The 25905-nt window shown below is 72.1% G+C and carries 25 protein-coding genes; 2 read left to right on the forward strand and 23 right to left on the reverse strand.

What is annotated here, in order from left to right; translation table 11 throughout:
* Window positions 1-414 precede the first annotated feature (414 nt).
* The 14 genes from NBW76_RS12425 to NBW76_RS12490 form a co-directional block, all read right to left on the reverse strand.
* Entirely contained in the window at window positions 415-1326 is a 912-nt protein-coding gene (locus NBW76_RS12425) for a tyrosine recombinase XerC (protein ID WP_056554138.1), read from the reverse strand.
* Window positions 1323-2534, reverse strand: coding sequence for a DNA-processing protein DprA (gene dprA, locus NBW76_RS12430; RefSeq protein WP_056554135.1), 1212 nt, complete (start codon window positions 2532-2534; stop codon window positions 1323-1325). Before dprA ends, NBW76_RS12425 begins: the two co-directional genes overlap by 4 nt.
* Window positions 2531-4108, reverse strand: a complete 1578-nt coding sequence (locus tag NBW76_RS12435) for a YifB family Mg chelatase-like AAA ATPase (protein WP_055967332.1) — start codon at window positions 4106-4108, stop codon at window positions 2531-2533. Before NBW76_RS12435 ends, dprA begins: the two co-directional genes overlap by 4 nt.
* On the reverse strand, window positions 4108-4470 hold the full coding sequence (locus tag NBW76_RS12440) for a YraN family protein (RefSeq protein ID WP_055967329.1): 363 nt from the start codon (window positions 4468-4470) through the stop codon (window positions 4108-4110). The genes NBW76_RS12435 and NBW76_RS12440 overlap by 1 nt, the downstream gene beginning before the upstream one ends.
* A gap of 112 nt (window positions 4471-4582) precedes the next feature.
* The gene (locus NBW76_RS12445) at window positions 4583-4891 is read right to left on the reverse strand and encodes a DUF2469 domain-containing protein (RefSeq protein WP_055967326.1); all 309 of its coding nucleotides are present in this window, start codon (window positions 4889-4891) and stop codon (window positions 4583-4585) included.
* Window positions 4888-5628, reverse strand: a complete 741-nt coding sequence (locus NBW76_RS12450) for a ribonuclease HII (RefSeq protein ID WP_055967323.1) — start codon at window positions 5626-5628, stop codon at window positions 4888-4890. The genes NBW76_RS12445 and NBW76_RS12450 overlap by 4 nt, the downstream gene beginning before the upstream one ends.
* The gene (gene lepB / locus NBW76_RS12455) at window positions 5625-6305 is read right to left on the reverse strand and encodes a signal peptidase I (protein WP_235492941.1); all 681 of its coding nucleotides are present in this window, start codon (window positions 6303-6305) and stop codon (window positions 5625-5627) included. Before lepB ends, NBW76_RS12450 begins: the two co-directional genes overlap by 4 nt.
* Window positions 6306-6361: 56 nt before the next feature.
* Complete coding sequence (gene rplS, locus NBW76_RS12460) at window positions 6362-6712, reverse strand: 50S ribosomal protein L19 (protein WP_055967319.1); 351 nt, start codon at window positions 6710-6712, stop codon at window positions 6362-6364.
* A gap of 315 nt (window positions 6713-7027) precedes the next feature.
* Window positions 7028-8284, reverse strand: coding sequence for an ammonium transporter (locus NBW76_RS12465; protein ID WP_055967317.1), 1257 nt, complete (start codon window positions 8282-8284; stop codon window positions 7028-7030).
* A 191-nt stretch (window positions 8285-8475) separates the two neighbouring features.
* Window positions 8476-9159, reverse strand: coding sequence for a tRNA (guanosine(37)-N1)-methyltransferase TrmD (gene trmD, locus NBW76_RS12470; protein ID WP_056554878.1), 684 nt, complete (start codon window positions 9157-9159; stop codon window positions 8476-8478).
* Between the two features lie 32 nt (window positions 9160-9191).
* A complete protein-coding gene (gene rimM / locus NBW76_RS12475; protein WP_056554132.1) occupies window positions 9192-9737 on the reverse strand; it encodes a ribosome maturation factor RimM in 546 nt (181 codons plus the stop codon).
* 10 nt (window positions 9738-9747) lie between these two features.
* Window positions 9748-9999, reverse strand: coding sequence for an RNA-binding protein (locus tag NBW76_RS12480; RefSeq protein WP_055967311.1), 252 nt, complete (start codon window positions 9997-9999; stop codon window positions 9748-9750).
* Window positions 10000-10001: 2 nt separating this feature from the next.
* Entirely contained in the window at window positions 10002-10502 is a 501-nt protein-coding gene (rpsP, locus tag NBW76_RS12485; protein ID WP_055967308.1) for a 30S ribosomal protein S16, read from the reverse strand.
* Between the two features lie 190 nt (window positions 10503-10692).
* Window positions 10693-11484 carry a crotonase/enoyl-CoA hydratase family protein gene (locus NBW76_RS12490; RefSeq protein ID WP_056554129.1) on the reverse strand — a complete coding sequence of 264 codons (792 nt, stop codon included), beginning with the start codon at window positions 11482-11484 and terminating at the stop codon, window positions 10693-10695.
* 60 nt (window positions 11485-11544) lie between these two features.
* Here NBW76_RS12490 and NBW76_RS12495 point away from each other — a divergent pair, with 60 nt between their 5' ends.
* Window positions 11545-11904, forward strand: a complete 360-nt coding sequence (locus tag NBW76_RS12495) for an ArsC/Spx/MgsR family protein (RefSeq protein ID WP_056554126.1) — start codon at window positions 11545-11547, stop codon at window positions 11902-11904.
* 9 nt (window positions 11905-11913) lie between these two features.
* On the opposite strand, the gene NBW76_RS12500 is transcribed toward NBW76_RS12495, so the two are convergent.
* Both NBW76_RS12500 and NBW76_RS12505 read right to left on the reverse strand, forming a co-directional pair.
* Window positions 11914-13824 carry an ABC transporter ATP-binding protein gene (locus NBW76_RS12500; protein WP_235492940.1) on the reverse strand — a complete coding sequence of 637 codons (1911 nt, stop codon included), beginning with the start codon at window positions 13822-13824 and terminating at the stop codon, window positions 11914-11916.
* Window positions 13821-15554 (reverse strand): ABC transporter ATP-binding protein, encoded by a 1734-nt coding sequence (locus NBW76_RS12505; protein ID WP_055967296.1) that lies wholly within the window; start codon window positions 15552-15554, stop codon window positions 13821-13823. The genes NBW76_RS12500 and NBW76_RS12505 overlap by 4 nt, the downstream gene beginning before the upstream one ends.
* 98 nt (window positions 15555-15652) lie before the next feature.
* Between NBW76_RS12505 and NBW76_RS12510 the strand changes: the two genes are divergently transcribed.
* Complete coding sequence (locus tag NBW76_RS12510) at window positions 15653-16459, forward strand: hypothetical protein (protein WP_056554124.1); 807 nt, start codon at window positions 15653-15655, stop codon at window positions 16457-16459.
* On the opposite strand, the gene NBW76_RS12515 is transcribed toward NBW76_RS12510, so the two are convergent.
* From NBW76_RS12515 to cydC, 7 genes are all read right to left on the reverse strand, one after another.
* Entirely contained in the window at window positions 16443-17291 is an 849-nt protein-coding gene (locus NBW76_RS12515) for an MBL fold metallo-hydrolase (RefSeq protein ID WP_056554122.1), read from the reverse strand. The two genes, NBW76_RS12510 and NBW76_RS12515, sit on opposite strands and share 17 nt — an antisense overlap.
* A gap of 10 nt (window positions 17292-17301) precedes the next feature.
* Window positions 17302-18888, reverse strand: coding sequence for a signal recognition particle protein (gene ffh, locus NBW76_RS12520; protein WP_055967288.1), 1587 nt, complete (start codon window positions 18886-18888; stop codon window positions 17302-17304).
* Window positions 18889-18945: 57 nt separating this feature from the next.
* Window positions 18946-21225, reverse strand: a complete 2280-nt coding sequence (locus NBW76_RS12525) for a [protein-PII] uridylyltransferase (RefSeq protein WP_056554118.1) — start codon at window positions 21223-21225, stop codon at window positions 18946-18948.
* A gap of 103 nt (window positions 21226-21328) precedes the next feature.
* Window positions 21329-21667, reverse strand: coding sequence for a P-II family nitrogen regulator (locus NBW76_RS12530; RefSeq protein WP_055967282.1), 339 nt, complete (start codon window positions 21665-21667; stop codon window positions 21329-21331).
* A 1-nt stretch (window position 21668) separates the two neighbouring features.
* Window positions 21669-22937, reverse strand: coding sequence for an ammonium transporter (locus NBW76_RS12535; protein WP_082480779.1), 1269 nt, complete (start codon window positions 22935-22937; stop codon window positions 21669-21671).
* Between the two features lie 155 nt (window positions 22938-23092).
* Window positions 23093-24268 carry a signal recognition particle-docking protein FtsY gene (gene ftsY, locus NBW76_RS12540; protein ID WP_056554114.1) on the reverse strand — a complete coding sequence of 392 codons (1176 nt, stop codon included), beginning with the start codon at window positions 24266-24268 and terminating at the stop codon, window positions 23093-23095.
* Window positions 24265-25905 carry a thiol reductant ABC exporter subunit CydC gene (gene cydC / locus NBW76_RS12545; protein ID WP_162239209.1) on the reverse strand — a complete coding sequence of 547 codons (1641 nt, stop codon included), beginning with the start codon at window positions 25903-25905 and terminating at the stop codon, window positions 24265-24267. Before cydC ends, ftsY begins: the two co-directional genes overlap by 4 nt.

The following is a 25905-nucleotide window of genomic DNA, read 5'->3' on the forward strand; positions in this document are numbered from 1 at the left end:
GGATGTTGCGTTCTGTACGGGATCCCGTCAGCAACGCAGCATCGTTGGGGCTTCAGCGCGTGAAGGCAGAATCCTGCGTCCACCGGGGCGTCTCGTCTGTCGGGTGGGCAGAGATTCTCCCTTCTCGTGGACCGTCCCACGACGATGGAGAATCACTGCCCCTCCGGGGCCCCTGGTCGTCGCCACGATGCTTCCTTCGCGTGGCACGGTCCACGCGAAGGAAGAATCGTGCGTGGATCACGCGTAGATGAAGAATCGTGGCCGCGCCCCGCAGACCCAGCCGGGACCAGTCCCACCGCTCCGGTCGAGGCCCTTTCGGAGACCGACCCGCCTGGGAGCCGCTGCGACGCAGCCGCAGGTCGACGGCCGGAGGCGACGAGGCGGCCGCAGGACGCGTCGTCCTGCACCCGTGTCCTAGGCCCGCGGGTGCGCCAACCGGTACGCGGCGCGCAGCCGCTCGGTGCTCACGTGGGTGTAGATCTGGGTGGTGCCGAGGGAGGCGTGGCCCAGCACCTCCTGCACGCTGCGCAGGTCGGCGCCGCCCTCGAGCAGGTGGGTGGCGGCGGTGTGCCGCAGGCCGTGGGGGCCGAGGTCGGGGGCGCCCTCGACCACTGCGAGCCGGTCGTGCACGATCTTGCGGGCCGCGCGAGGGTCGAGTCGACCGCCGCGGACGCCCAGCAGGAGCGCCGGCCCGCTCTCCGGGCCGACCAGCGTCGGCCGCCCGATGGTGACCCAGGCGTCGACCGCATCGGCTGCCGGAAGCCCGTAGGGCACCGAGCGCTCCTTGCGACCCTTGCCGAGGACGCGCAGCAGGCGACGGCCGCGGTCGATGTCGTCGATGTCGAGACCGCACAGCTCACCCACCCGCACGCCGGTCGCGTAGAGCAGCTCGAGGATGGCCAGGTCCCGCAGGCCCACGGGACCATCGGTCTCGATCGCGGCCGACGTGGCGTCGAGGAGCGCCCGGACCTCGGTCTGGCTGAGCACGTCGGGCAGGGCGCGCTGCGAGCGAGGACTGGCGAGCAATGCCCCAGGATCGTTCGTCGCGCGGCCGGTGCGCACCAGCCAGGCCGTGAACGAGCGGATCGACGTCGCGCGTCGGGCCAGCGTGGCCCGCGACCGGCCGAGGGTCTGCTGGTTGGCCAGGAAGCTGCGCAGCGCCCGCGTGGTGAGCCCCGACGGCTCGCCCACCCCGAGGGCCCGAGCGTGGTCGGCCAGGTGGCCTAGGTCGACGAGGTAGCCGCGGACGGAGTGCTCGGAGAGGTCGCGCTCGTGGCGCAGGTGCTCGGTGAACGCCTCGAGCGCGTCGTCCCAGGCTCCACTCATGGTCCCAGCGTGACGGGTCGGCGGGCCGCGATCGAGGCACCACGCGGGAGCACCAGCCACCGGTCCCCCACACGGGCGCACCATCCCTGCCGCTCGAGACCCGCCAGGAGGTCCGCGACGTCGGCCCTGCTGCCTCGCGCGGCGACCGCGACGTCGGCGGTGCTGCGCGCCTCGGTGAAGGAGAGGGCGTCGAGCACCCGCCGAGCCAGCCCGCCCAACCGGTCGTGGTCGGTGTCGGACGGCCGGACCCGCTCGGGCACGTCGGCCGACACGCCGGCCACGGCGTCGAGGACCTCGCGGCCGTTCGTCACCAGGACCGCCCGCCCGTCGCGCAGCGCCTGGTGCACCCCGGCGGACTGCTGCGACGTGACCGGGCCAGGCACGGCCATCGTCACCCGCCCCAGGGCGTCGGCCCAGTTCAACGTGTTGAGCGATCCGCTGCGGCGGGCCGCCTCGACGACCACCGTGCCCACCGTGAGCCCGGCGATGATGCGGTTGCGGGTGAGGAAGCGTGACCGCATCGCGACCTGCCCGGGCGCTTGCTCGGAGACCACGAGACCGTCCTGGGCGATGCGCTGCAACAGCGCGGCGTGGGTGCGTGGGTACTCGACGTCGGCACCGCAGGCGAGCACCGCCACGGTCGGTCGGTCCTGCACGAGGGCGCCGCGGTGGGCCGCGGCGTCGATGCCGAACGCCGCCCCACTCACGACCGTGCCGCCCTGGTCGGCCACGTCGGCCGCGATCTCGGAGGCGCAGTCGCTCCCGTAGGCCGTGCACGAGCGGGCGCCCACCACGGCGATGCCGTGCTCCACGAGCGACGCGAGGTCGCCGGGGCCGCGCACCCACAGCCCGAGCGGCGCACCGGTGCTCCCGCCGAGGGGCTCCACGTGGTCGAGGTCGTCGAGCGCCGCGGGCCAGGCCGCGTCGCCGGGCACGACCCAGCGGAGTCCGTGCGCCTCGGACCTCGCGCGCGCACTGCTCACGGCTCGGTCCAGACGCGCGGCCCCCTCCAGCCAGGCGTGCGGGACCTCCAGCCGGGAGCGTCGGGAGCCATCACGGACCACCTCGAGGAGGCCCGCCGGGTCGTGCTCGCGCACCCACTGCACGAGGCGCGGGTCGCCGGGCTCCACGAGCAGGCTCAACGCCATCCGCGCATCGGCGTCCGTGGCGTGCGTGCCCCGCCGTGCGGGACGGTTCGCGGAGGTCATGGCGCCACCACCACGTCCCGCAGCAGGGGTCCGAGCGGGGTACCTCGGCGCAGGGCGAGCGCCAGCTCGACCTCCTCGACGTCGGGCCGCTCCCCCTCGCGCAGGTCGCAGACGCTCCAGGCGACGCGGAGCACCCGGTCCGCGGAACGGGCGGAGAGTCGTTGACCGCGCAGCTGGGAGTCCACGAGCCGCCTGGCCGCGTCCGTCGCCGGCCAGTGCTTGCGCAGGTCGACGCCGGGCACGTCCGCGTTGACCTGCCAGGGCGTGCCGGCCAGTCGTTCGGCCTGGCGGGACCGGGCCCGCGCGACGAGCGGCGCGAGGTCCCGCGTCGATCGGGCGTCTGAGACGCCGTGGACGAGCTCCGGCCGGGTCGGCGCGACGAGGGTGCGGTGGATGTCGATGCGGTCGCGCACCGGTCCGGAGATCCGGTCGCGATAGCGCCGCTGCATCAGCGGGGTGCACTCGCAGGGCTCGCTCACCGACCCGCCCTGTCCGCACGGGCACGGGTTGGCCGCCAGGAGCAGCTGGAAGCGGGCCGGGAACGTCGCGGTCTGGGCGGACCGCGAGACCACCACGTGCCCGCTCTCCAGGGGCTGGCGCAGCGCGTCGAGCACGTTCGAGGCGAACTCCGGCGCCTCGTCGAGGAACAGCACCCCGCGGTGAGCGAGCGACAGCGCACCGGGCCGGATGACCCGTTGGCCTCCACCGACGATCGCGACGGCGCTCGCCGTGTGGTGCGGGTCGACGAACGGAGGACGCCGCACGAGGGGGACGTCGGACGGCAGGACGCCCGCCAGGGAGTGCACCGCGCTGACCTCCAGCGCCTGGGGGCGGGTGAGGTCCGGCAGGAGACCAGGCAGCCGCTGGGCGAGCATGGTCTTGCCGATGCCCGGCGGACCCGTCATCAGCACGTGGTGGCCACCGGCCGCAGCGACCACCACCGCCGTGCGGGTGTCCTCCTGCCCGGCCACGTCGGCGAGGTCGAGACCGGCCACGCGGTCGCTGTAGGCGTGGCCGAGACCGTCGCCACCGTCCAGCGGAGGGACCGGCGGGTCGTCGGGCTCCTCCTGCCCGGTCAGCATGGCCACCACCTGGCGCAACGACCGCACGCCGACCACGCCGATGCCGTCGACCAGCTCGGCCTCGCCGACGTTGGACTCGGGCACGAGCACGCGCTCGAACCCGGCCTCGGCGGCGGCGACCGTGGCCGGCAGGACGCCTCGCACCGCGCGGAGGCGACCGTCGAGCGCGAGCTCCCCGATGAACACCGTCCCGACGGTGGCCGCGAGCGGCACGATCTTCTTCTCGACGAACATCGCGAGCGCGATGGCGAGGTCGTAGTGGGACCCGGTCTTCGGCAGCGTGGACGGGGCGAGGTTGATCGTGACCCGCTGGTCGGGCCAGGACGCGCCGGAGTTGACCACCGCCGCACGCACCCGGTCGCGAGCCTCGTTGACGATCGCGTCGGCAAGACCCACGACGACGGTCGACGGGAAGCCGTTGGCGATGTCGACCTCCACCTCGATCGCCCGCCCGGTGAGGCCGTCCAGGGTCACCGAGTGCAGGGCCGCCATCAGGCCACCCCGCTCACGCGCTCGACGACCGGCCCGCCACGGCGTGGGATGCGCACGGACACGACGTCGATCCGCACGCCCAGCGGCTCCAGCCCGTGCGCCTGCAGCCAGGCCGACGCCGCGCGACGCAGCCGCTGCGCCTTGCGGCTCGAGACCGCCTCGAAGCCCGTGCCGTGCCGCTGGCTGGTGCGGGTCTTGACCTCGCAGAAGACGATCGTCGCACCGTCACGGGCGACGATGTCGAGCTCGCCCCACCGGCACGTCCAGCGGCGGTCGAGGATCGTCATGCCGTGGGACTCCAGGTGTCGCGCAGCCACCTGCTCGCCGTACTGCCCGACGGCGTCGTTGCGTGCGTAGGTCATGCCTCCAGCGTCGGCGGGACGACGGACCGGCGACAGGCCACGGGCGCAGGCTGTGGACGACGGTGCTCGAGCGTGCGACGTCCTGTGGACGGACCGCGAGCGCCGGCTCGGCTCAGCTCGACGGAACCTTGACGTCGGAGTCGGCCAGCTCCTCGACGTTGACGTCCTTGAAGGTGAGCACCTTGACGTTCTTGGCGAACCGCGCCGGACGGTAGATGTCCCACACCCAGGCGTCGTTCATGGAGACCTCGAAGTAGGCGTCGCCCGTCTCGGAGCGCACCTTCACGTCGACGGCGTTGCAGAGGTAGAAGCGCCGATCGGTCTCCACCACGTACTTGAAGATCTTCACGACGTCGCGGTACTCGCGGTACAGCGCGAGCTCGGCCTCGGTCTCGTACCGCTCGAGGTCCTCTGCGCTCATCTGCTCCCCATCGCCTCGTCGCTCGCCCGGACGGCACCGGACTCGATGACCGGAACACTACCGGCCGCCGGCACGCTGCCCGGCAGGCTCCACGAGCGGCGGTGGTGGTGGCTGGGCCCGTGGGTGCGCAGGGCCTCCACGTGCGCCGGCGCCGCGTAGCCCTTGTTCTCGTGCCAGCCGTACTCCGGGTGCTCACGCGCCAGCTCCACCATGAGCGCGTCACGTTCGGTCTTGGCGAGGATGCTCGCCGCGGCCACCGCCGCGCAGCGCAGGTCGGCCTTGATCGCCGTGACCACCGGCGGCAGCGGCACCTCCGCGACGTCGAAGAGCGAGGCCTGGTCCGGGACGCTCAGGTAGTCGTGGTTGCCGTCGAGCAGGACCAGGTCGGGCGGGGTCCCGACCTGCTCCAGCGCTCGTCGCGCGGCCAGGCGCATGGCCGCCATGATGCCGACGTCGTCGATCTCCGCGGGTGACGCGTGGCCGACGCCGTACCCGGCCCCGTGGGTGGCGGCCCAGCGCCGGATGCGGGGCGCGAGTCGGACGCGCGCGTCAGGGGTCAGCAGCTTGCTGTCGCGCACCCCCTGGGGTGCGGTGCGCGTGCTCGCGGTGATGGCCACGACGCCGACGCTCACCGGACCGCTCAGGGCGCCGCGGCCGACCTCGTCGGCGCACGCCAGCACGGTGCAGCGCTCGCGCAGGAGGCTGCGCTCGAGTCGGAGGGTGGGCCGACCGGTCACTGCGACGACGCGGGCTCGGACGGGACCTCGGCGAAGGCCTCGCTGCCCCGGATGAGACCGATCCGCTTCCACGGCCACACGCGGACCCACGCCTTGCCGACGACCGAGTCGACGGGGATGAAGCCGCCACCGGGGTCGCCCTGGTGCACGCGGGAGTCCGCGGAGTTGCCCCGGTTGTCGCCCTGCACCCAGAGGTGGTCCTTGGGCACCACGACGTCGAAGCGCGACTCGGCGTTGGCGCTCGGGTCCCTCAGGTACGGCTCGTCGATCGACACGCCGTTGACCGTCAGACGACCCTCGTCGTCGCAGCACGCCACGCGGTCCCCGCCGACGCCCACGACGCGCTTGATGAGGTGGCCGCCCGTGGGGAACAGCCCGATGACCTCGAGCGCCTTCTGCGCCGGGTTGCTGGCACGGGCGGACTCGCTCTGGTCGAGCCATCCACCGGGATCGTCGAAGACGACGATGTCGCCACGCTGCGGATCCCCGGTCCAGTAGGAGACCTTCTGGACGAGGATCTTGTCGTTGACGAGCATCGTCGGCTCCATGGACTCCGACGGGATGTAGAAGGCCTGGAGGAAGAACGCCTTGACCACGACGGCCATCACCATGGCGGTGACGACGAGGAGGATGGACTCCTGCCAGACGGGGAGCTGGCGCTTCGTGGTCTCACTCACGACGTGAGCCTAGACGCAGCATCCTGGGCGGGCTCGACGGCCACGCGGGAGGACGCTCAGTCCTCGCGCTTCTCCTTGATCTTCGCGGCCTTGCCGCGCAGCGAGCGGAGGTAGTAGAGCTTGGCCCGACGGACGTCGCCGCGGGTGGCGACCTCGATCTTCTCGATGACCGGGGTGTGGAGCGGGAACGTGCGCTCGACACCGACGCCGAAGCTGACCTTGCGGACCGTGAAGGTTCGTCCGATGCCCGAGCCCTGCACCTTGATGCAGACGCCCTGGAACACCTGGACGCGCGAGCGGTTGCCCTCGACGACCTTGACGTGGACCTTGAGGGTGTCGCCGGCGCGGAACGCGGGGATGTCGTCGCGTCGCGACTCGGCTGCGACCTGGTCGACCAAGTTGGTCATGTCTACTCCTCGCCGGTGCCACAGGTCACCCACGGAAACGATGGTGAGAAAAGTCTTGGTGTCGTACCGGTGCTCGTCGACGGCTCCCCTGTGGCAGAACCGCGGTGCACCAAGGGACGATTCTGCCACAGCGGCCCGGCCCGAACGAAACCGGCCCCGACGAAGCCGGCCCAGCCGAGACCGGCCCCGACGAAGCCGGCCGGCCGAGACCGGCCCTCGGTGGCCCGGGGGAACCGTGGCGCCCGGGATCGGCCCCCGGACGCCACGAAGGGCCCCTGCCCGAGCAGGAGCCCTCCGTGGGGTTCAGGTGACGACTCAGTCGAGCGCGTAGCCTTCCGAGCCGTGCAGCGCGGTGTCGATGCCGGCGACCTCGTCCTCCTCCGTCACGCGGAAGCCGATCGTCTTCTCGATGCCGAAGCCGATGGCGAAGGCCACGACGAACGAGAACACGATGATCGTGAGCGACGAGAGGATCTGGGCGAACAGCAGGTCGGTCTCGCCACCGAAGAACAGGCTGCCACCGGTCAGGGCCTCCGAGCCGAACAGACCGATGTAGACGCAGCCGATGAAGCCGGCGACGAGGTGGATGCCCACGACGTCGAGCGTGTCGTCGTAGCCGAGCTTGAACTTCAGGTCGACAGCCAGGGCGCAGGCGACACCCGACACGATGCCGAGCACGATCGCCCAGAGGGGCGTGACGAAGGCGCAGGCCGGCGTGATGGCGACGAGCCCGGTCACGATGCCGGACGCCGCACCCACCGCGGTGGCCTTGCCGTCACGGAAGGTCTCGACGACGATCCAGCCGATCAGCGCGGCCGCCGGGGTGATGAGCGTGTTGAAGAAGATCAGCGACGTCTGGCCCTCGTCGGCGCCGTAGACACCGGTGTTGAAGCCGAACCAGCCGAACCACAGGATCGAGGCGCCCAGGAGCACCAGCGGCACGTTGTGCGGCTGGGACTCCTCCTTGGAGAACCCGAGCTTGCGCTTGCCGAGAACGAGGGCGAGAGCGAGGGCCGCAGCACCGGCGGACTGGTGGATGATCGTACCGCCGGCCCAGTCGAGCGCCGCACCGAAGCCGAAGACGTCGTTGGCCAGCCAGCCGTAGAAGTTGCCGTCGGCGTCCACCCCGAAGAGCCAGCGGAACGTCGGGAAGACGACGAAGGTCGTGAACAGCCCGGCGAAGAGCATCCACGGCCAGAAGCGTGCCCGGTCGGCGACCGCGCCCGAGACGAGGGCGACCGTGATGATGCAGAAGGCGACGAGGAACGCGTGACCGCCGAAGGCGTTGGCCGCGTCACCGCCACCGACCCCCGACATCAGGTCCGACATGCCGAAGTCCTCGAACGGGTTGCCGAAGAGCTTGCTGCCGCCGCTCGTGCCGTTGCCGGCGATGCCCGTGCCGCCGTAGAGGACGTAGAGCACCGTGACCAGGGCGAGCGAGCCGAAGCTCAGCATCATCATCGAGATCGCGGACTTGGACTTGACCAGACCGCCGTAGAAGAACGCAAGACCCGGCGTCATGAAGATGACGAGTGCCGTGCACAGCAGCTGCCATGAAAGATCGACTGACATACCCACCTCGTTGTAGCTGGTTGAGTGAACATCGGCGTCCCACAGCCACGCTGCTGTTCTTGGAGGAGCCGCGTTCATCATGGGGCGGCAAGGTTTCCTCAACCACGCCCGGAATGTTTCACCTGCATGACGCCGGTGGCCCCCGTGTTAAATCCGGCGCACAGGGCCTCGTCGGTGGGTGTTCGACGTCGTCAGTCGGTCAGGAGATCGGGCCGACGTTCCCGCGTGCGGGCGACCGCCTGCTCGTGCCGCCAGGCCGCGATGGCCCCGTGGTGGCCGGACAGCAGCACGTCGGGCACGTCGAGACCGCGCCACGCCGCGGGCTTGGTGTAGACCGGGTACTCGAGCAGCCCGTCGTCCCCGTGGGACTCCTCGGCGAGGGAGGCGGGGTTGCCCATGAAGCCGGGGACGAGCCGCACGACGGCCTCGATGACGGCGAGCGCGGCGACCTCTCCCCCGTTGAGCACGAAGTCCCCGAGGGAGACCTCCTCGACGCGCCAGCGCCCGCGGGCGTGGTCGATGACCCGCTGGTCGATTCCCTCGTAGCGGCCACAGGCGAAGACGAGGTGTCGTTCGCGACTCAGGTCGTGGGCGAGGGACTGCCGGAAGGGCGTGCCCGAGGGCGTGGGCACCAGGACGACGGCCTCGTCGCTGGTGACGGCGTCGAGAGCCTCGCCCCAGGGCTCGGGGCGCATGACCATGCCGGCGCCGCCTCCGTAGGGCGTGTCGTCGACGGTGCGGTGGCGGTCGTGGGTGAAGTCGCGCAGGTCGTGGGTGCGGATCTCGAGCAGGCCGCTCGCGCGGGCCCGGCCGGCGAGCGAGAGGTCGAGGGCGTCGAGGTAGGCGGGGAAGATCGAGACGACGTCGATGCGCATCGTCGGGGCGACGTGGTCGCCCGGTCCCCCGCTCACGTCCCGTCGCCCACGTCCGGGGTGGCGACGGCCTGGGCGTCGGGGTCCAGCAGGCCCGGGACGTCGGCCAGCGCGACGTGACCGGCGGCGAGGTCGACCTCGGGCACGAGAGCCGTGACGAAGGGGACGAGGACGCCGCGGGCGCCGTCGTCGAGATCGACGGAGAGCAGGTCCTGCTCGGGCAGGTGCAGCACCTCGGTCACGATGCCGACGTCGACTCCGTGGTGGTCGTGCACGCGCAGGCCCACGAGCTGGTGGTCGTAGTAGGCGTCGTCCTCGTCGGGCTCGTCGGCCGGATCGATGTCGACCTCCAGCACACGACCGTGCAGCGCCTCGGCCGCCGTGCGGTCGGCGACCCCCTCCAGACGCAGCAGCAGCCGCCCGGAGTGGTTCCGGGCGGCTGCCACGACGACGGTGCGGTCGCCGGCCACGAGCGCCGTGCCCGGGGCGAACCTTCGCTCGGGCTCGTCGGTGCGGACGTCGACCGTCAGCTCACCCTTGATCCCGTGAGCCCGGCCGATCCGACCGACCACGACGCGCATGGTCAGGACCTCAGCGCTGGCGGTCGACGTCCACGAAGTCGATGCGGGCACCCTTGGTGCCGGCGACCGCTCCGCTGACGGTGCGGATCGCCGACGCGGTGCGACCCTGACGGCCGATCACCTTGCCGAGGTCGGCCGGGTTGACGCGCACCTCGAAGAGGTCGCCGCGCCGCGTCTGCTTCTCGCTCACGTCGACCTCGTCGGGGTGGTCCACGATGCCCGACACGAGGTGCTCGATGACCTCCTGCGTGCGACCGGCCATGCTCAGGCCTCGGTGCTCTCGGCGGCGTCGTCGGCCTTGGGCTCCTCGGCCTTCGGCTCCTCAGCCTTCTCGGCCTTGGGCTCCTCAGCCTTCTCGGCGTCGTCGGCCTTGGCCTCGTCGGCCTTCGGCGCAGCCTTCTTGGCGGCCTTCTTCTTGGTGGTCGCCTCGGTCTTCGGCTCGGCGTGCAGCTCCTTGAGAGCGGCGTCGAACAGCGCAGCCTTGTCGGCCTTCGGCTCCGGCGTCTTGAGGGTGCTGGTGCCACCGATGTCACCGGTGATCTTGAGGATCGCGGCGACGGCCTCGGTCGGCTGGGCGCCGACGCCGAGCCAGTACTGGGCGCGCTCGGACACGACGTGGATCGTGGACGGCTCGGTCTTGGGGTTGTACGTGCCGATCTCCTCGATCACGCGACCGTCGCGCTTGGTGCGCGAGTCGGCGACGACGATGCGGTAGAACGGGGTGCGGATCTTGCCCATCCGCTTCAGGCGAATCTTGACGGCCACGAGTGTGGTGTCTCCTCAGGTCTCTGTGGTGTGGTGACGCGCCGGACCGGGTGGGGTCACGATCCGGGCACGAAGCTGGTGGGCCCATGCGGCCGGGCTGAGAGGGTCCCGTCCGCGTCGGACACAAGCCGACATTCTGCCAGACGGGACCCGGATCGACCACATCGCCTCGCGAGTCGACCGGTCAGGCTCACGGCGGAGTCGTCGGATCGTCGAACGACCCGTGCCGTCCCGCCCCCGAGACGAAGCGCTCGGCACCCGCGACGGCCTCGGAGGCCACCACGGGCAGGCCGCCCGCCCCCTCGGCGCGCAGGGCCTCGCGCAGCGGCAGGTCCCACTGGGCGATCGCCGACGCTCGATCGACGCGCAGGCACTCCTGCGGGAAGCGGGCGAGCTGCTCGGCCAGCTCGTGGGCGACGTCGAGGGCGCGCCCCGCGGGCACGACGCGGTTCACGAGCCCCATCTGCAGCGCCTCGTGCGCCTCGACGGCACGTCCGGTGAGGATGAGGTCCATCGCGCGGCCGTGCCCCACCACACGCGGGAGCCGCACCGTGCCGCCGTCGATCAGGGGAACACCCCAGCGCCGGCAGAACACGCCCAGCACGGCGTCCTCCGCGGCGACCCGCAGGTCCGCCAGCAGCGCCAGCTCGAGCCCGCCGGCCACGGCGTGTCCCTCGATCGCGGCCACCAGCGGCTTGGTGAGCGCCATCCGCGTGGGCCCCATGGGACCAGGACCGTCCGGGTCGAGCACGTGACGACGGTCGGGGTCGCCGACGGACGTCAGGTCGGCTCCGGCGCAGAAGCTGCCGCCCTCGCCGTGCAGCACCGCCACGGCCAGCGCGTCGTCGGCCTCGAACGCATCGAACGCCGCCAGGAGCTCGGCGGCCATGGGGCCGTCGACGGCGTTGCGCACGTCGGGGCGGTCGAGGGTGATGGTGCAGACGTCGTCGTCGACGTCGAAGCGGACGGCAGCGGAGGACATGGCTCCACGCTAGCGATCCGTCGAGGTCGGCAGGAGGACCTGCGTGGCTAGGCTGCTCGCATGGCCGACGTCACGATCCTGCACAACCCCGCCTGCTCCACCTCGCGGCACGCGCTCGAGGCGGCCGCGGCAGCCGGTGTCGAGGTCGAGGAGGTGCGCTACCTCAAGGAGCCGCTCGACCGGGCCGCCCTGCTCGACCTGCTGGACCGCCTCGAGGACGAGCCGGCCGCCCTGGTGCGCAAGGACTCGTTCTTCAAGGACCAGGGGCTCGACCCCGCCGACTACGCCACGCCCGAGCAGGTCGCGGACCTGCTCGTGGAGCACCCCCGGCTCATGGAGCGCCCCGTGCTGGACCGCGGCGACCGGGCGATCATCGGTCGGCCGAAGAGCCGCGCCGACGCCTTCCTCCGCGAGGGCTGAGTCGTCCCCCTAGAGCGGTGTGCCGGCGAACTGCGCGGCGTAGAGCCGCTCGTAGGGTCCACCGGCGCCCACGAGCGAGTCGTGCGTGCCCTGCTCGACGATGCGGCCCGCCTCCATCACCACGATGTGGTCGGCGTCGCGGATCGTCGAGAGCCGGTGCGCGATGACGAAGGACGTGCGGCCCGCCCGCAGCTGCTCCATGGCCTTCTGCACCAACGCCTCGGTGCGGGTGTCCACGCTGCTGGTCGCCTCGTCGAGCACCAGGATGGCCGGGTCGGCGAGGAACGCGCGGGCGATGGTGAGGAGCTGGCGCTGGCCGGCGCTGACCCCGCCGCCCTCGTCCTCGATGACCGTGTCGTAGCCGGCGGGGAGCGTGCGCACGAAGTGGTCGACGTAGGCCGCCTCGGCCGCGGCCTGCACCTGCTCCTCGGTGGCACGGTGCGCACCGTAGGAGATGTTGTCGCGGATGCTCCCCTGGAAGAGCCACGCGTCCTGCAGCACCACGCCGAACGCCTCGCGGAGCCGAGCGCGCTCCATGGCGGCGACGTCGACGTCGTCGAGCGTGATGCGTCCGCCGTCGAGGTCGTAGAAGCGGAGCAGCAGGTTCGTGAGCGTCGTCTTGCCGGCCCCCGTGGGCCCGACGATGGCCACGGTCTGCCCCGGCTCCGCCACCAGGTCGAGGTGCTCGATGAGGGGATCGTCGCCGTAGGAGAAGCTGACGTCCTCGAAGACCACCCGGCCACGCAGCGGGTCCGGGAACGGCGCGTCGGGCGCGTCGGGGGCCTCGTGCGGCTCGTCGAGCAGCGCCAGCACCCGTTCGGCCGAGGCCATGCCGGACTGCAGGAGGTTGATCATGGAGGCCACCTGCGTCAGCGGCTGCGTGAACTGGCGCGAGTACTGGATGAAGGCCTGCACCTCGCCGATGGAGAGCGTCCCCGAGGCGACGCGGAACGCTCCGATCACGGCCACGAGCACGTAGTTCAGGTTCGACACGAACATCATCACCGGCGCGATCACCCCGGAGATGAACTGTGCCTTGAAGGCGGCTCCGAACAGGGCGTCGTTGCGGGAGTCGAACTCCTCGCGCGCCTGCTGCTGCCGGCCGTAGACCTTGACGATCTCGTGGCCGGTGAAGACCTCCTCGATGTGGCCGTTGAGCGCACCGGTCGCCGCCCACTGGGCCACGAACTGGGGCTGGGAGCGCTTCATGATGGCGCGGGTGAGGACCACGGCCACCGGGACCGTCAGCACGGCGACGAGGGCGAGCAGCGGCGAGATCCACAGCATCATGGCGAGCGTCCCGACGACCGTCAGGACCGAGGTCAGCAGCTGGCTGATGGTCTGCTGCAGCGACTGCGCGATGTTGTCGATGTCGTTGGTCGTCCGTGACATCAGCTCACCACGTTCGTGGGCGTCGACGCTGGCCAGCGGCAGACGGTTGAGGGTGTCCTCGACCTCGCCGCGCAGACCGGCCACCGTGCGCTGCACGACGACGGTCGTGAGGCGTCCCTGCCACCACATGAACACCGATGCCACGACGTAGAGCACCAGCGCGCCGGCCAGGACCCAGGCCAGGGAGGTGAAGTCGATGCCTTCACCCGGCCGGAGGTCCGTGCCGCGCACGAGGTCGGCCATCCGGTCGTCGCCCTGGGCCTCGAGCCCCGCGACCACCTCGGCCTTGTCGGCGCCCGCCGGGAACTGGTCGGACAGGTAGCCGCTGAAGACGATGTCGGTGGCGTGGCCGAGGATCCGCGGTCCGACGACCGAGAGCGCGGTGGCCACCAGGCCGAGCAGCCCGATGGCCTGCACCAGACGACGGTGGAACAGCAGCCGCTGGACCATGCGCCCGAGGGTGCCGCGGAAGTCGCTGGCCTTCTCGTGGTTCATGGCTCCGCCCCACGCGGGACCGCGCCCGCTCACGCGGCCTCCTCCTCGGTCAGCTGCGAGAGGACGATCTCGCGGTACACGTCGCAGTCGGCCATGAGCTCGGCGTGCGTGCCGGTGGACACCACCGTGCCCTGGTCGAGCACCACGATGCGGTCGGCGTCGCGGATGGTGCTGACGCGCTGGGCCACGGTGATGACGGCGGACTCGCGCGTGATGGCACGCAACGCCCGGCGGAGCGCGGCGTCCGTGGCGTAGTCCAGCGCCGAGAACGAGTCGTCGAAGAGGTAGACCAGCGGTCGCTTGACCACGGCACGGGCGATGGCCAGCCGCTGCCGCTGCCCACCGGACACGTTGGTGCCGCCCTGGGTGACCGGGGCCTGCAGCCCGCCGGGCATCGCCTCGACGAACTCACGGGCCTGCGCCACCTCCAGCGCCTGCCAGAGCTCCTCGTCGGTGGCGTCGTCACGGCCGTAGCGCAAGTTGGACGCGACGGTGCCGGAGAACAGGAACGCACGCTGCGGCACCAGCCCGATGGCGGCCCAGACGGCCTGCGGCTCGAGGTCGCGCACGTCGTGACCGTCCAGGAGCACCGCTCCCCCGGTCACGTCGAACAGACGCGGCACGAGACTCATGAGCGTGGTCTTGCCGCTGCCGGTGGAGCCGATGATCGCGGTGGTCTCGCCGGGCCGGGCCACGAGGTCCACGTCGTGCAGGACGTCGACCTCGGCACCGGGATAGGCGTAGGAGGCGCCTCGCAGCTCGACCTCGCCGCGGACGACGTGCGCGGGCGTGGCGTCCGGGTCGACCACGATGCTGGGCTCGGTCTCGAGCACCTCGGTGATGCGCTCGGCCGACACCTCCGCACGCGGCCACAGCATGAGCATGAAGGTGGCCATCATGACCGCCATGAGGATCTGGATCAGGTAGTTCTGGAACGCCGTGAGGGTGCCGACCTGCAGGTCGCCCGAGGCGATCCGGTAGCCGCCGAACCACGTGGCCAGCACCACCGAGACGTTCATGATCAGCATGACGGTGGGGAACATCAGCGACATGAGCCGACCGGTGGCCACGGCGACGTCGAGGTAGGCCTGGTTGGCGTCGTCGAACCGCTGCGTCTCGTGCTTCTCCTTGACGAACGCCCGGATGACGCGGATGCCCTGGATCTGCTCGCGCATGACGCCGTTGAGGCCGTCGACGCGGTCCTGCATCTGGCGGAAGAGCGGCCGCATCCGACGGATGATCAGGCCCACGCTGATCAGCAGCGCCGGCAGCGCCACGAGGAGGAGTGCCGAGAGCTCGACGTCCTGGCGCAGCGCCATGACCACGCCCCCGACGGCCATGATCGGCGCGGTCACCAGCAACGTCAGGCCCATGAAGGCCAGCATCTGCACCTGCTGGACGTCGTTCGTGCTCCGCGTGATCAGGGTCGGCGCGCCGAGCTGGGCCATCTCGCGCGCGGCGAAGGTCTCGACGCGGTCGAAGACGGCGGCGCGCAGGTCTCGACCGAGGGCCATCGCCACCCGCGCTCCGACGTAGACCGCCACCACCGTCGCGCCGACCTGGAGGACCGTGACCAGCAGCATCGTGGCGCCCGTGCGCCAGATGAAGGGCACGTCCCCGGTGACGATGCCGCGGTCGATGATGTCGGCGTTCAGACCGGGGAGGTAGAGGTTGGCCACGGTCTGTGCCAGCTGGAAGACGAGCACGACCGCGATCGCTCCCCGGTAGGGCGCCAGGTACCGGCGCAGCAGGGGGATCAGCACCGTTGCAGGCTACAACCAGCCTCCACGTCCCCGAGCGTCGTGACGCGGGCGGCCAGCATGGGCCAGACTGTGGCTCCACGACGACCCCGGGGGGAACGATGAGGCGCACCACCGTCATGGTCCTGACCGCCCTGGTCGCGCTCGCAGGCTGCGGTCCCAGCCAGGAGGAGCAGGCCGAGGAACGCCGCGCCGCCGCCGAGAAGGCCGAGACGAAGCGGTTGCAGACCGACCTGGCCACCGCCGTGGACGCCGTGGCGAAGGACAAGGACGCCAAGGGGCGCATGCCGCTCCCCGACGCGGTCGCCGCCCTCGAGGCGAAGGGCTACACGGCAGGATCGGTGCCGAGCCGGCCACTCGCGGGCACACCCGCGTACTGCGTCTGGCTCGTGGACCCCGACAGTGGTCGGTCGTTCGTCCACCAGAGCGCCGACGACGCCAGCGCCGAGGTGGACGAGGAGCCGACGTACTGCGAGCCGACGGTCTACCCGACCGAGGAGGCGCCCGCACCGACCTTCGGCAGCTCCCCCGCCGACCAGGAGGCGAAGCTGAGGAGCGAGAAGATCGGCGACTTCCTGCGAACGAATGCGACCGCCATCGCCGACCTGGTGGACGCGGTCTACATCGACGGGCCCGTCGGTGACGGCGCCGTCACCGCGGAGCAGAAGAAGGTCAGGAAGAAGAAGCTCGACGCGGTCGTCGAGGGGCTGGAGGACTTCGAGGCGGTCGGGGAGGAGCCGTCCGCGGGCTTCGGGTACGGGGTCGCGTTCGGCGACGAGGAGTTCTGCGTCTACACCTACCACCAGGTGAAGGACGGTCAGGCCTTCGTCCACCAGAGCCTCACGGACGAGACCACGCGCGCCGAGCCCGGCTCCACCACCTGCGACACGGTCACCGCCCTGCGCTGAGGCCGGTCTCCCACCGCTCGCCGTCCGTGCCCGGCCGCGCGCCGAGGTCGGCCAGGCGTCGCACCAGCTCGTCCTCCGGGGGGTTGTGGTGGCTGAGGTGCACGGCCACGACGTCGGTCGACGTCGTCACGGCGCCGACCTCGCGCAGCCGCTCGAGCAGCGACCCGAGCGTGCCGAGGTGCAGGTGCCCCGACCCGAGGTCGGCGCGGTCGCCGAAGGTCTCCTCCACCAGCACGGCGTCGTAGGCGGCGTCGCGGACCGTCTCGAACCACGACGCCTCCCACGGTCCGGTGTCGCAGGCCCACAGCACCCGAGCACAGTCGGAGCCCGTGACGTCGTAGAGGACGGCGTCGCCCGAGGCCATCACCGTGTGAGCCGCGGACAGCACCTGCACGCGGATCGGCTCCCCTCCCCCGTGCGGGGCCGCGCCGAGGTCCAGCACGTCACCCGCGTCCACCGCGTGGAACCGCACGGTCGAGTCCGGCGCCACCCACCGGCGCGCCTCGTCGACGACGGTGGCCGGACCCACGACGTCGAGGGGCTCGTCGTTCACCCAGGACCGGAACAGCAGCAGCTGCGGCCCGAAGTGGTCGGCGTGGGCGTGGGTCACGAGGACGACACGCACGTCGGCGAGCGACTCACCGCAGCGCGTCGCGGCAGCGAGCACCTCGGGCCCGGGATCGAGCAGCACGGCGGTGCCGTCGACCCGGAGCAGCGCGCTGGTCTGACCACGCAGCACGCCTGCGGCACGCTGGGCCTCGCACGAGTCGCAGCGGCAGAACGCGTTCGGCCAGCCGTCGGCCGATCCCGTGCCGAGCAGGCGGAGGTGCACCTCGCTGGACCTACAGCAGGTCCCGCAGCTCCTTCGGCAGCTCGAAGTCCTGGTCGCCGCCCTGCTTGCCGAAGCCGAAGGCGTCGGCCCCGGTGGTCGTGGGGGCGTCCTTCGGCTGCGCGGCCTGGGCCCGCTTGGCGGGGTTGCCGGAGACGCGCTTGCCCTTCTTCTTGCCCTTGTTCTGGGGCTTCTGACGCGCACCGGCACGCTTGCCGGGCATGCCCGGCATCCCGGGGACGCCACCCATGCCGGGGACGCCTCCGCCCTTGGCCATCTGCTGCATCATCTTGCGCGCGTCGAAGAAACGGGTGACGAGCTGGTTGACGTCCTGGACCGTGGTGCCCGAGCCCTTGGAGATCCGGGCGCGGCGCGAACCGTCGATGATCTTGGGGTCGTCGCGCTCCTTGGGCGTCATCGACAGGATGATCGCCTTGATCTTGTCGAGCTCGCGGTCGTCGAAGTCGGCCAGCTGGTCCTTGAACTGACCCATGCCGGGCAGCAGGCCCATGAGCTTGGTCATCGACCCCATCTTCGACAGGGCCTCCATCTGCTTGAGGAAGTCCTGCAGCGTGAAGGTGCCGCCGAGCATGCGCTCGGCGTCCTTCTCGGCCTGCTCGGCGTCGTAGACCTTCTCGGCCTGCTCGATGAGCGAGAGCATGTCGCCCATGTCGAGGATGCGCCCGGCCATGCGGTCGGGGTGGAACACGTCGAAGTCGGTAAGCTTCTCGCCGGTCGACGCGAACATGATCGGCCGGCCGGTGACCTGACGCACCGAGAGCGCTGCGCCACCGCGGGCGTCGCCGTCGAGCTTGGTCAGGACCACACCGGTGACGTCGACGCCCTCGTTGAAGGCCTCGGCGGTCTGCACGGCGTCCTGGCCGATCATCGCGTCGATGACGAACAGCACCTCGTCGGGCTGCACGGCGTCGCGGATGTCGCGTGCCTGCTGCATGAGGTCGGCGTCGATGCCGAGGCGTCCGGCGGTGTCGACGACCACCACGTCGTGCAGCGTGCGTCGGGCCTCGGCCACCGCGTCGCGGGCGACCTGGACGGGGTCGCCGTAGGAGCGGGTGCCCTCGGCTCCACCGTCACCTGACCCGGTGTTGCCCGCCTCCGGCGCGTACACCGTGACGCCGGCCTGCTGGCCGACGACCTGCAGCTGGTTGACGGCGTTGGGGCGCTGGAGGTCGCAGGCCACGAGCATCGGGCTGTTGCCCTGCTCCTTCAGCCAGCGACCCAGCTTGCCCGCCAGGGTCGTCTTGCCCGCGCCCTGGAGGCCGGCCAGCATGATGACGGTCGGCGGGTTCTTGGCGAACCGGATCCGGCGCGTCTCACCGCCGAGGATGCCGACGAGCTCCTCGTTGACGATCTTGATGACCTGCTGGGCGGGGTTGAGCGCCTTGGACACCTCGGCACCGAGCGCGCGCTCCTTGACGCGGGCGACGAAGTCGCGCACGACGGGCACGGCGACGTCGGCGTCGAGCAGCGCGAGGCGGATCTCGCGTGCCGTGGCGTCGATGTCGGCCTCGGTGAGACGCCCCTTGCCGCGCAGGTTCTTGAACGCGGACTGGAGGCGGTCCTGCAGGGTGTCGAACATGACGGCCAGCCTACCGAGCGGGTCGCGGCACCGACGCAGCCCAGTCCCGCCCGGCGCTCACACGAGGGCGTCGTCGACGGTGGCGCGCAGCTCCTGCGCCGCCGGCCCCGACAGGGGGTCCCCCGTCGCGTCGACCACGTAGAAGACGTCTCGGGCCTCGTCGCCGTAGGTGGACAGGTGCGCCGAGCGGATCGAGCACCCACTGCGGGCGATGGCGTCGCACACCGTCCAGACCAGGCCGCGACGGTCGGCGGCGCGCACCTCCAGCAGGGTCGCGGAGTCCGACGAGTCGGGCAGGACCCGCACCCGCGCAGCGACCCCCTCGACGGCGGTGAGGGTCATCCGGTCCTCCAGGGCGACCTCACCCCCGAGCACCGGGACCAGGCGCTCTCGCACCGCGCTGGCGAGCACGCCCGCGCGGGTGACCTCCCAGAGCGAGACTGCCGCATCCCCCTGCGTGACCACGCGGACGGAGCGGATGGCCAGGCCCTGCAGGGCGAGCCCGCCGGCGATGCGCGCCATGACACCGGGCCGGTCCCCGGTGACCACCGTCAGGAGCGACCCGCCCTGGTGGTCCTCGGCCGTCAGCTCCACGACGCCGTCGCCCGTGCGGGCCAGCACCTCGGGCTCGGGCAGGGCCAGGTCGGCGGGCCAGCCCTCGTAGTCGTCGGAGGCCACCGCGGGCACCGCGCCGGCCAGGTGGTCGCGGGTCTTGGCCACGAGCCCCTCCACGAGGCCTCGTCGCCACGCCGTCCAGGCCGTGGGCCCGGTGGAGCCCGCGTCGGCCTGCGTGAGTCCGAGCAGCAGGTCCAGGAAGGCGGTGTCGCCCACGATCTCCGCCACGTTCGCCGCGGTCGCCGGATCCTCGATGTCGCGGCGGGTCGCCACGTTGGTCAGCAGCAGGTGCCAACGCACGAGTCGTCCGACCACGTCGGCGTCCGCGTCGGTGAAGCCCCACCGGAGGGCGACCTGCTCGGCCATCGGGGCACCCACCTCGCTGTGGTCGCCCGGGCGGCCCTTGCCGATGTCGTGCAGCAGAGCGGCCACCGCGAGCAGGTCGGGGCGGTCGACGTCGCGGCGCAGACCGGCGGCGACCACGCACGTCTCGACGCTGTGCCGGTCGACGGTGAAGCGGTGGACCGGCGAGCTCGAGCCGCGCAGCCGCACGTCGGCCCACTCGGGCAGCCACCGGTCGACGACGCCGGCGATGTCGAGCTCCTCCCACACCTGCACCAGCCCGCGCCCGGCCGTCAGCAGGTCGACGAGCGAGCGCGTCGCGGGCGCCGGCCACGGCTCGGGCAGGTCGCCGAGGTCACGGGCGAGGCGCTGGGCCGTGCCGGCGCCGAGCGGCAGCCCGGCCTTGGCGGCCGCAGCGGCGGCCCTGAGGGCGACCACCGGGTCGGTGCGAGGTGCGGCGTCGGCCGTGAGCACGATCTCGTCACCGAGCCAGCCCACACCGGTGTCGACCTGGACGACGGCGGGCCCGGCCCGACGGACGCCGGGGCGCGGCCGAGGGCTGGTGCGCGGCACGAGCACGCCGTCGAGCCGACGCCACGTCACGTCGGCCACGTGCGCGATGCGCCGCCCGAGGTGACGCACGTGCAGGTCGAGCGCCTCGGGGTCCATGCCCACGGCCGTGGCGACGGCGGGCACGTCGTCGACGACCAGCCGATCGGTCCGACGGCCGGTGGTGGCGTGCACGGCGTCGCGCACGTCCAGCAGCGCCGACCTCAGCTCCTCGACCTCGGCGTGCGGCACGTCGACGAGCCAGGTGGCCACGAGTGCCCGCAGGTCGACGCCGTCACGCAGTCCCCCACCTGACTCCTTGAGGTCGGGGACGGCGGCGTAGGCCAGCCACCCGGATCGCTCGATCCGCTGCTCCCGGCCTGCGCGGACCTCCTCCACGCGCGTGCGCGCCTCGCGTCGCCAGTCGGCCAGCACGTGGGACCGCAGGCCCAGCACCAGGCCCGCGTCGCCGGCGACGGCGCGGGCGTCGAGCATCCCCATCGCGGCGCGGTGGTCGTCGCGGGCCGTGGCCCGCATCTGCTCGGCGTCGCGCACGGAGTGGTCAAGCGGGATCTTCGCGTCCCACAGCGGGTACCAGAGCGCCTCGGCCACCTCGCGCACGCGACTCTCCGGCACCGCCGGGTCGTGGAGCAGCACGACGTCGAGGTCGCTCGACGGCGACAGCTCGCGCCGGCCGTACCCGCCCACCGCCACCGCGGCGAGACCGGAGGGGTCGGGACCGACAGCCGTAGCGAAGACGTCGGCGAGCAGCCGGTCTGCGTCGTCGGCCCGACGTCGCCGCTGCGTCGCCGTGCTCGGGGGGTGGCTCACGGGATCAGTCTCCCCGCCTCGGCGGGCGGCACGACGCAGCCCCCGACCGGGCGGGTCGGGGGCTGCGTGCGCACCGCTGCGGGCCCCGGGTCAGAGCACTGGGTCAGAGCGCGGCCTCGTCGGTCTCGCCGGTGCGGACCCGCACCACCGAGTCGACCGGGACGACCCAGACCTTGCCGTCGCCGATCTTGCCGGTCTGCGCGGCACCGGTGATCGTGCTGACCACGCTCTCGACGTCGGCCGCGTCGACCACGACCTCGAGCCGGATCTTCGGCACGAGCGTCACGTCGTACTCGGCGCCACGATAGACCTCGGTGTGGCCCTTCTGCTGGCCGTAGCCGCTGGCCTCGGTGACGGTCATGCCGGCGACGCCGGCGGCGGCGAGGGCCTCGCGGACCTCTTCCCACTTGTGCGGCTTGATGACCGCGGTCACGAGCTTCATCTCAGACTCCCGTCTTGAAGGGCGAACCACCGGATCCACCGGTGTAGTCGTACGCGGACTCGAGGTGCTCGACCTGGTCGATGCCGGCGACCTCGTCGTCCGGGTCGATCCGGAAGCCGATGGTCACGTCGATCAACTTACCGATGATGTAGGTGAGCACGAACGAGAAGACCAGGACGACGACCGCTGCGAGGACCTGCTTGCCGAGCAGCGCGGCGTCGCCGCCGTAGAAGAGTCCGTCGACCGGCGCACCGCCTCCGGTGGAGGTGGTGGCCAGGAAGCCGATGAGGACCGTGCCGATGAGGCCACCGACGAGGTGCACGCCGACGACGTCGAGCGAGTCGTCGATCCCGAGCTTCCACTTGAGGCTCACGGCGGCCGCACAGGCGATGCCGGCGATCAGGCCGAGCACGATGGAGCCGAACGGCGACAGCGCGCCCGCGGCCGGCGTGATGGCCACGAGACCGGCGACCGCGCCGGACGCGGCACCGAGGCTGGTGCCCTTCTTCTCCTTGACGAGCTCGTAGGCGAGCCACCCGGCGATCGCCGCGCCCGTGGCCACGGCGGTGTTCACGAAGGCGAGACCGGCCAGGCCGTTGGCACCGACGGCGGAGCCGGCGTTGAAGCCGAACCAGCCGAACCACAGCAGGCCGGCGCCGAGGAGCACGAACGGCAGGTTGTGCGGACGCATCGGGTCCCGCTTCCAGCCGGTGCGCTTGCCGAGGACGAGGGCCAGTGCGAGTCCGGCCGCACCGGCGTTGATGTGCACGGCGGTGCCGCCCGCGAAGTCCACCGCCTCCAGCTGCGTGGCGATCCAGCCGCCGTCGTCACCGAAGTCGAAGACCCAGTGCGCGACCGGGAAGTAGACGATCGTGACCCACACGACCACGAAGACGACCCAGCCGGAGAACTTGGCGCGGTCGGCGATCGCACCGCTGATCAGGGCGACCGTGATGATCGCGAACATGAGCTGGAAGCCGGCGAAGACGAACTCGGGGATGGTGCCGTAGGCGGTCTCGACGCCGATGTTGGTGAAGCCCAGGCGGTCGAACCCGCCCAGCCAGCCGTTGCCTCCGGGGCTGAACGCGAACGAGTAGCCGTAGAGCACCCACAGGACGGGGACGATCGCGAGAGCGGCGAAGCTCATCATCATCATGTTGAGCACGCTCTTGGCCCGGGTCATGCCGCCGTAGAAGAAGGCGAGTCCGGGTGTCATGAGCAGGACCAGCGCCGAGCTGGCCAAGATCCAGGCGGTGTCGCCGGTATCCATGGAACCTCCGAGTGGCTGAGGGGTGACGTGGTGGGACGGCACGCCGTGCGGCAGCGCCTGCGTCACACTGTGGAACGCCCCGATTACCTCCACGGCAGCGCCACGTTTCGCTCAGGTCACGAGATCGGCGGTCACGTTACGGGCGTGTTACCCGATCAGCCGAGCAGGGCGTCGACGAACTCGGCGGCGTCGAACGGGGCGAGGTCGTCGGCACCCTCGCCGAGACCGACGAACTTGACCGGGACGCCGAGCTCGCGCTGGACGGCCACGACGATGCCGCCCTTGGCCGTGCCGTCGAGCTTGGTGAGGACCACGCCGGTGACGTCGACGACCTCGCCGAACACCTGGGCCTGACGCAGGCCGTTCTGGCCGGTGGTGGCATCGATGACGAGCAGCACCTCGGTGACCGGCGCCTGCTTCTCGGCCACGCGCTTGACCTTGCCGAGCTCGTCCATGAGACCGGACTTGGTGTGCAGACGCCCCGCGGTGTCGATGACCACGACGTCGGCGCCGAGCTCGATGCCACGCTTGACGGTGTCGAAGCCGACGCTGGCCGGGTCGCCGCCCTCAGGGCCACGCACGACCTCGACCCCGACCCGCTGGCCCCACGTGCTCAGCTGGTCGGCGGCGGCGGCACGGAAGGTGTCGGCGGCGCCCAGCACCACGGTGCGGTCCTCGGCCACGAGCACGCGCGCGAGCCGCCCGACAGTGGTGGTCTTCCCGGTGCCGTTGACGCCGACCACGAGCACGACGCCGGGCTTGCCGTCGGCACCCGTGGTGGCGACGGCACGGTCGAGGGACGGGTCGACGAGGGCGATGAGCTCCTCGCGCAGCGCGGTGCGAGCGCCCTCGGGGTCGGTGATGCCCTCCACGCGGACGCGGGTGCGCAGACGGTCCACGAGCTCGGTGGTCGGGCCCACGCCCACGTCGGCGGCCAGCAGCGTGTCCTCGAGCTCCTCCCAGGCGGCGTCGTCGAGGTCGGCCCGGCCGAGCACCGAGAGCAGTCCGCGCCCGAGCGAGCTGTTGGAGCGGGCGAGCCGTGCGCGCAGCCGCACGAGCCGACCCTGCGCGGGCTCGGGACGCTCGACCGTGGTGGTCGGGGACGCCGATGCCTTCTCGTCGGCGGGCACCTCCTCGAACGGCGGCTCCTCGTCCTCGGACGGCAGGTGCGGCTCCGGGTGCTCCGGGTGGTCGATGACCTCCTCGGTGATCGCGTCGAGGTCGCGCGGTGGCGGCAGCTCGGAACGTCCGCGGCGGACGAGGAGGGCGGCACCACCGCCGAGGACGACGACGGCGACGGCGATGAGGGCGACGAGGAGCTCGGTGGTCACCCACCCACCCTAGAGGCGCCCCCCACCGGCGCGAGCGACGCGCCGAGGTCGAGCCGGTGGTCGTACCGGGCGACGACCTCCGGGGCGTGGGACACGATCACGAGGGTGTGCTCGGGAGCGAGGGCGTCGACGTCGTCGAGCAGGGCTCGGGCGGTGGGCGCGTCGAGGTGCTCGGTGGGCTCGTCGAGCACGAGGACCCGGTGCCCGGCGAGGAGCATGCGGGCGAGGGCGATGCGCTGGCGCTCGCCGCCCGAGAGCACGGCCCCGCCCTCACCGAGGACGGTGTCGAGACCGTCGGGCCAGGACGCGACGGTGTCGGCGAGCCGCACCCGACCGAGGGTGCGCCAGACGAGGTCGTCGCCGGCGGCGGGGTCGGCGACGCGCAGGTTCTCGCGCATGGTCGTGTCGAACAGCACGGCGTCCTGCTGCATCCAGCCGACGACGCCGCGCACCTGCTCCCGCGTGAGGTCGAGCAGGTCCGCACCGCCCAGACGCACCGTCCCGGCACGAGGCTCGACGAGGCGCGAGAGCGTGGCCGCGAGCGTGCTCTTGCCGACCCCGCTCGGTCCGGTGACCACCAGCACCCCGCCCTCCCCGACGTGGGTCATGACCCCGCGGACGAGGTCACGGTCCCAGCCGAGCGTCACGTCCTGCAGCTCGAGGTCGAAGCCCACGGGCGCCGCGTCCGCGACGGGAGCCGGCATCGGGTCCGTGGCGCCCTCGAGCGCGGCGAGGCGTGCGCGAGCGGCGGCGACGCGCGGGCGGAGGCGCTCGGCCTCGGCCACGGCGTCGAGCACGTCGACCAGCCCGATGGGTGCGAGCACCAGCACGCCGACGAGGGGTCCGGCGAGGCCGGCGTCGGCCGTGACCAGCGCCGTGGCGAGAACGCACGCAGCGCCGCCGAGCAGCACCACCAGCGAGCCCACACCACCGGCCCAGGCACGTCGACGGTCCTGCAGGGCGAGCGCGTCGACCGCCGCGTGCACGGTGGCGTCGCGTCCCCGCGCGGACCCGTAGGCGACCAGGTCCGGTGCGGCCAGCACCAGCTCGGTGACGTTCCCGGCCACCGACGTCGCTGCGTCCGACCCCGACCCCGACCCCGTGCCGCCGTCGGCGAGCCGAGGGACGAGGACCCGCGCGACGAGCAGCACCCCACCGGCGTACAGAGCCAGCGCCAGCCCGGCGGCCGGGAGGACGACGGACACCACCCCCACGGTCACCGCCGATGCCACCACGGCCGAGATCCACGGCAGCCGCAGGCGCAGCAGGCCGTCCTGCACGGTCTCGACGTCGGAGACGACGGTGCGCACGACGTCGCCTCGGCGCATCGCACCGGCGGCGGGCATCGTGCGTGCCAAGGCACGGTAGGCCTGCACCCGGTCGTCGATCCCGCGGGCGAGGGCAGCGTCGTGCGTGAGGAGCCGCTCGGCGTAGCGCAGCGCCGCCCGGGCCACGCCGAACATGCGCACCGACGTGATGGCGACGATGAGGTAGAGGACCGGCGGCTGCTCGGCGGCCCGCACCACGAGCCACCCGGAGGTGAGCAGCAGGCCGAGGGAGCTCAGCTGTGCCGCCACGCCGAGGCTCGCCCCGAGACCCAGGTGCCCCCGGGGCGAGGCGATGAGCCTGCGCACCAC

The organism is Aeromicrobium sp. Leaf245, assembly GCF_942548115.1.
Lineage (GTDB): Bacteria > Actinomycetota > Actinomycetes > Propionibacteriales > Nocardioidaceae > Aeromicrobium.